This window comes from Marinobacter changyiensis, from assembly GCF_009193265.1.
Lineage (GTDB): Bacteria > Pseudomonadota > Gammaproteobacteria > Pseudomonadales > Oleiphilaceae > Marinobacter > Marinobacter changyiensis.
The window spans coordinates 1-6,065 of record NZ_VZZZ01000011.1 but is presented as its reverse complement, the minus strand read 5'-3'; the positions used below and the strand labels follow the sequence as shown (position 1 = coordinate 6,065).

General features: G+C 50.6%; 5 protein-coding genes. 4 read left to right on the top strand and 1 reads right to left on the bottom strand.

Annotation, left to right across the window (positions count from 1 at the left end; all coding sequences use genetic code 11):
- Window positions 1-233: 233 nt before the first annotated feature.
- Window positions 234-1,160 (top strand): methylenetetrahydrofolate reductase, encoded by a 927-nt coding sequence (locus F6Y09_RS19935; RefSeq protein ID WP_152208716.1) that lies wholly within the window; start codon window positions 234-236, stop codon window positions 1,158-1,160.
- Between the two features lie 157 nt (window positions 1,161-1,317).
- On the top strand, window positions 1,318-2,211 hold the full coding sequence (gene folD / locus F6Y09_RS19930; RefSeq protein ID WP_152208715.1) for a bifunctional methylenetetrahydrofolate dehydrogenase/methenyltetrahydrofolate cyclohydrolase FolD: 894 nt from the start codon (window positions 1,318-1,320) through the stop codon (window positions 2,209-2,211).
- Between the two features lie 240 nt (window positions 2,212-2,451).
- Here folD and F6Y09_RS19925 read toward each other — a convergent pair whose 3' ends face one another.
- On the bottom strand, window positions 2,452-2,946 hold the full coding sequence (locus tag F6Y09_RS19925; protein ID WP_152208714.1) for an Lrp/AsnC family transcriptional regulator: 495 nt from the start codon (window positions 2,944-2,946) through the stop codon (window positions 2,452-2,454).
- 504 nt (window positions 2,947-3,450) lie between these two features.
- Here F6Y09_RS19925 and F6Y09_RS19920 point away from each other — a divergent pair.
- Entirely contained in the window at window positions 3,451-5,076 is a 1,626-nt protein-coding gene (locus tag F6Y09_RS19920) for a BCCT family transporter (protein WP_152208713.1), read from the top strand.
- A gap of 204 nt (window positions 5,077-5,280) precedes the next feature.
- The gene (locus F6Y09_RS19915; protein ID WP_152208712.1) at window positions 5,281-5,700 is read left to right on the top strand and encodes a universal stress protein; all 420 of its coding nucleotides are present in this window, start codon (window positions 5,281-5,283) and stop codon (window positions 5,698-5,700) included.
- Window positions 5,701-6,065: the final 365 nt, after the last annotated feature.

Here is a 6,065-nt window from a genome sequence, read left to right as displayed (position 1 = left end):
GTTGAGGCAGACCACGCGGCCCTTGGCACACGTTTCGACGTCGTTACTCCTGGCGGAAAAACAACGGCCACCGTTGTCCAAAAACCGTTCTTTGATCCTAACAAGAAAATCGCGGCAACTTGATCTCAGCAATCAAAAAAGAACAATACGTGAGCTACCACTGCGCCTAGGGCCGCTCATTGACAGTTAAAACAACGGGGTTAGACCACCCTTCAGCATATAGGACAGATTTTATGGGGTTGCTCTCTTTTTTTCACAAACCTGCCTCTGCCAGCACAGAAGATCAGACATCAAGCTTGCTGGAGAACTTTCTAAGCGGCTATTCGATTGAGGTGATTCCGCGAACCGCCGACAAGGTGGAGACGTTTCGCGACCTTCTGCCGACAGGCACCCGCGTCTATATAGCCCATATCGAGGGAACACCGATCGAGGATATGGTTCGCACGGCACGCCGTCTGGCCGATGAGGGCTTTCCGGCCATGCCCCATTTTCCCGCTCGCATCATCAAGGATAGGGCCGAACTGGCCGAATGGATCAACCGATATCAGGGCGAGGCAGGCGTAGAGCAGGCGCTACTCTTGGGCGGTGGCCTTACTACCCCGGCTGGCGAATTCGAACATTCCATGCAGATGCTCGAGACGGGGCTCTTCGAGGGGTTCAAGAATTTACACTTCGCGGGCCATCCCGAAAGCAACCGCGACATAGACCCCGATGGTTCCGACAGGATGGTGATGCAATCCCTGAAGTGGAAACAGGATTTTTCCGAGCGGACTGATGCCCGTGTGGCGCTCACCACCCAGTTCTGTTTCGAGGCTGCTCCGGTCATCGCTTGGGCCGACCGGCTGGCGTCCGAGGGTATTAATCTACCAATCCATATTGGCGTGGCCGGCCCGGCTAAGCTCCATACTCTGATCAAATACTCCTTGTCTTGCGGCGTAGGCCCCAGCATGCGGGTACTGCAGCGCAGGGCAAAGGATGTAACCAAGCTGATGCTACCCTATGAACCCACCGAATTTTTGACCGAGCTGGCCGCCCATAAAGAGCGCCATCCGAACTTTGGTATCGAACAGGTACATTTCTTCCCGCTGGGCGGAATCAGTGTCAATGCGAACTGGGTCACTGCAAACGGAGGGGTGGCGGGTCGACCCGCCGCCGGCTAAGGTTTGGCGGTAACACGCGGTACTGGAACCCCCGGTTTTTTACCCGGCTGAGCGAGCGTAGCAGCATTGCCCTGCTCCGCATAATAAGGTCAAAACACACCGACTTTACAGGTCGCCAACCTGTTTTAGGGGGTGCATGCACGGAGAAGAAGATGACATGACTGCACAAATTATCGACGGCAAGGCATTCGCGGCCACACTACGTGAAAAGATCGCCCAACATATCTCGCGCCTCAAGCAGGACCACGGGGTCACTCCCGGCCTTGCGGTGGTGCTAGTGGGTGAGGATCCGGCATCTCAGGTCTATGTACGCTCAAAGGGAAAGCAAACCGTTGAGGTAGGCATGAACTCCTACGAGCACAAGTTACCTGCAGACACCACAGAGGCCGGGCTATTGGCGCTGATCCATCAGCTCAACACTGATCCGGCGGTGCATGGCATCCTCGTTCAGCTTCCATTGCCGGCGCACCTCGACGAAGCGCTAGTGATCAACGCGATTGACCCGACCAAGGATGTGGACGGATTTCATATTTCCAATGTCGGTCTGCTTGCGACGGGGCAGAAGGCCATGGTGCCCTGCACCCCTTTGGGGTGTCTGATGATGCTCCGCGAGTATTGCGGTAGCCTGTCGGGCCTGAATGCGGTGGTGATTGGGCGCTCGAACATCGTCGGTAAACCCATGGCGCAGCTGTTGCTCAGAGATAGCTGCACAGTCACCGTGGTCCATTCGCGTACGCGAAATCTGCCGGAGATCGTGAGTAGTGCAGATATCGTTGTTGCTGCTGTGGGACGGCCTCTGTTCGTCCCCGGCGAATGGATAAAGCCTGGCGCAACGGTGATCGACGTGGGCATCAATCGCATTGAACAGGGCGACGGCACGACACGGCTTGTCGGCGATGTGGATTACGACACAGCCAAAGAAGTCGCAGGAGCGATCACGCCGGTTCCTGGTGGCGTCGGCCCGATGACCATTGCCTGTCTACTGGCTAATACGGTGACAGCATGCTGTCGTACGCATTCCCTTTCTGAACCCAACGGTCTGACCGCTTAACCGGCAAGAAAAGGCTAACTGATTACCCATAAAGCTCAACATCACCATTATGGGGATGGAGAAAGGAACCCACGGGGACTTCCTATGGGAGTCCTTGTTTACCAAACAAAGTAGCCGCCCTTTAAGTATAGCCCTACGGATTGGATATAAATGTGGAAATGAAATGGAATTCAGGTCAGCCTTTAATACTCTCCTCCGCAACCTTGGCTGAACATCATGGGTAAAAAATGAACTAAATAGTTAAGGACCTTTTTTAATTCCCAACAGTTTAAACAAATTAAGAGGCGTTGATTTAACATCCCTGGTGACAAAATAAATAATATAACGCTCAATCCCTATCTCTTTGTTGAGCAAATCCTCCATCAAATTCTGAAAATCATGGAGGTTAGCTGTAATTACTTTCATCACATAGTCCGAACCACCACCCGTAGCGCAACATTCAACTATTTCATCGACTCTTTGAATGCAATTTTCAAACCGCTGAAAATCTACTCTGCTGTGTGTCTTCAGTGAAATTGTAACAATAAACTTCGATAGGTCTAGAATTTTATCGATGGCAATCTCACCTCGATAACCAGTTATGTACCCAGCCTTTTTGAGTTTTTCCAGTCTGATCCAGCATGGTGTCGGCGACAGGTTGACCAGCTCTGAAAGTCTAGCTTTGCTTATTTGTCCGTGCTGCTGCACGGTACTCAATATGCGGACATCCACTGCGTCCAATATGACGTTTTTCATATTTTTTATTAGCTCGGTCTGCAAATACACTCACACAACGTAAGCGATATTGAGGCTGGGCTGATTGCCCATCTGACCAGCGTGACCCAGAATAGATGCCATCATTCCTACATCATCCACAGCGCCCCAGATCTACAACACACCTTCCAAATGAGCCTGTCACTATCATTATCGTAGTTACGGCACCTGAAGTGGTCAAGTCCGGACGGCCATCCAGTTTAAGCAGCAATCTACGCAAAATAAGCTTGTCCACCTGCCAGTGCCAGCTTCCGCTGCCGTCGATGATCATCGTCATGCTCACCAGCCTTAGCCACACTAATCGATTTACTTAGAAAGTATCGTTTTACCGTGGTGATTGGTTTGCCTAATCTGCAGGATCAGGCGTCGGCCCCGATATTACCGGACCCTCGCCACGGGGTGAGTTGGCAAATCCTGAATCTTTCACGAAACGAAATGCTTCAGGTTTATTCAAGCGGCGAAATAATAACAAACTGGAGTTTTCCCATGAACGAAAAAGCTATAACAGGATCATTGTCAGGAGAATACGCCACTGACTACCTGGCTGGTCAGGACAACGTGAAAACCATGGGTATGGATATTCATCGTCCAGTATTCATCACCAGCGCGCTCGCTATCCTGGCTTTTATTGTACTGACACTAGTTTTCCCGGCTCACGCTAAGGAAATGTTGATCGGGGCCCGTACTTGGTCAAGCGAGACCTTTGACTGGCTGTTTATGATCTCCGCTAATATTTTTGTCGTGTTCTGCATATCGCTGATATTTTTGCCTGTTGGCAAGATCAGACTTGGCGGCAAAACAGCCAAACCTGACTTCAGCAGAATGTCATGGTTCTCCATGCTGTTTGCTGCTGGTATGGGCATCGGCCTGATGTTCTGGAGTGTTGCTGAGCCGGTGGCTTACTACACCGACTGGTGGGGTACGCCGCTCAATACTGCAGCCAATACACCTGAAGGTGCTTCGATAGCCATGAGCGCCACCATGTTCCATTGGGGAATGCATCCTTGGGCCATCTACGGTGTTGTTGCTCTGGCTCTGGCATTCTTTGCCTATAATAAAGGGCTGCCGTTATCAATCCGTTCCGCTTTCTACCCGTTGTTGGGCGAGCGCGTGTGGGGGCCAATCGGAAACATAATTGATATCGCCGCCGTATTTGCCACGATATTCGGTCTGGCAACTTCTTTGGGGCTGGGTGCTTCCCAGGCTGCAGGCGGCCTTAACTACCTGTTCGGTATTGATAATAATATCGTCACTCAGGTCGGTATTATCATCGTGGTTTCAGCCATTGCTGGTTTCTCAGTAATTCGGGGTCTGGATGGCGGCGTTAAGCTTCTCAGTAACATCAACATGGCTTTGGCGGGAATACTGCTGCTGTTCGTGATTGCTGCAGGCTCTGTCCTGGCTTTCTTTGGCGACGTCTTCGACAGCATGACCAACTATGCCAGCGACATCATTCCATTGAGCAACTGGATTGGTCGTGAAGATGAGCAATTTAAAACCGGCTGGACGGTTTTCTACTGGGCGTGGTGGGTATCCTGGTCGCCATTTGTGGGTATGTTTATCGCACGCATTTCCAGAGGACGCACAGTGCGTGAATTCATGATTGCGGTATTGCTGGTTCCAACCTTGGTATCCGGTATCTGGATAACGGCCTTTGGGGGCAACGCCCTGAATCAGATTCAGGGCGGTGTTGGCGAGCTGACCAATGGTATTACTGATGTATCCCTGGCGATGTTCCATATGCTCGCTAGTTTGCCGCTAACCGAAATAACATCGGTGTTGGCAATCGTGCTGGTTCTGGTGTTCTTTATTACCTCATCGGACTCCGGATCTCTGGTAATTGACACTATTACTGCCGGTGGTAAAACGGATGCGCCTGTACCACAGCGTTTATTCTGGGCCGTACTGCAGGGCGTCATTGCCGGGATATTGCTTTATGGTGGCGGCAATGACGCACTGACGACACTGCAGGCTGGATCACTTATTACGGCTTTGCCGTTTACTCCGATCCTGCTGCTGATGTGCCTAAGTCTCTACAAAGGCCTGAAAACAGAAGTAGCCGAGTACTCTTCAAAGAGAAAGACTGGCCTTGTGGGCGAGCCGTTCAGCTAGATTGGATCTGGCTTTTTTTGCGAAATCCCGAGAGCCCCTCCAGCAGCGATCTATGCGCTCTCGAGGGGCTCTCGAATCCTGTTCTGGATCAATAATAACTGCATTGGCTTTGACAGCCGATGCTATACATGCCGATGCTATACATTGAGACCTTGGAAGTTTAAATTCGGAATGATGATAGTCTGAACAAATGTGGAGACAACCATGTACAGTAAGATACTGGTGCCGGTAGATCTGGCACAGACAGAAAAGATGACAAAGGCCTTAGATACCGCTATTGATATAGCCAAGCACTACCACTCTGAACTCTGCTATGTAACCGTCTCAAATACAACGCCCTCAGAGGCCGCCCACAACCCTGAGGAACTCGCCGAAAAACTTGCTACCTTTGCCTCTGAACAGGGCCAGTTCCATGGCCTGAAAACAGAGAGCATGGTTATAAAAGCTGCCGATACTGCTGTTGAGCTCGATAAAAAACTCGTCGAAGTCATCAAGGATTCCGGAGCCGATCTGGTTGTTATGGCCTCCCATGCACCTGGCATAGGCGATAAACTGCATTTCATTCACTCCAATGCCGCCAATATCGTCAAGCACAGTGACATCTCTGTTTTTGTTGTGCGTTAAAGACATTTTCGGCGTGAAAAAGGCCGCAGAAGGTTGGACGCGACCAGAGCCGTTGCGTTCATAGCTGAGGTTTCTGACCCCTGCATTTTTATAAAAATCCTTTAAAATCAACATTATAACAACATTAGACCAAACGGACTAAAGAGCGCATAAAACAAGTCCGAATATCCGTTTCTGCGGCAGTTTTTTAGGCCCATCTCTCTGAAGTTTTTTCTTATCATTTATTGGTATGTAGTGTCACCGCAATCGATGTACTGCCCAATATGAGGATGAGGAAATGGCTAAACAAGAACAAAAAGAATTTGGCTTTGGAACGCAAATTCGCAAATCACCCTACTTCGATGCAACCGTGCGCTGGGGCGCCA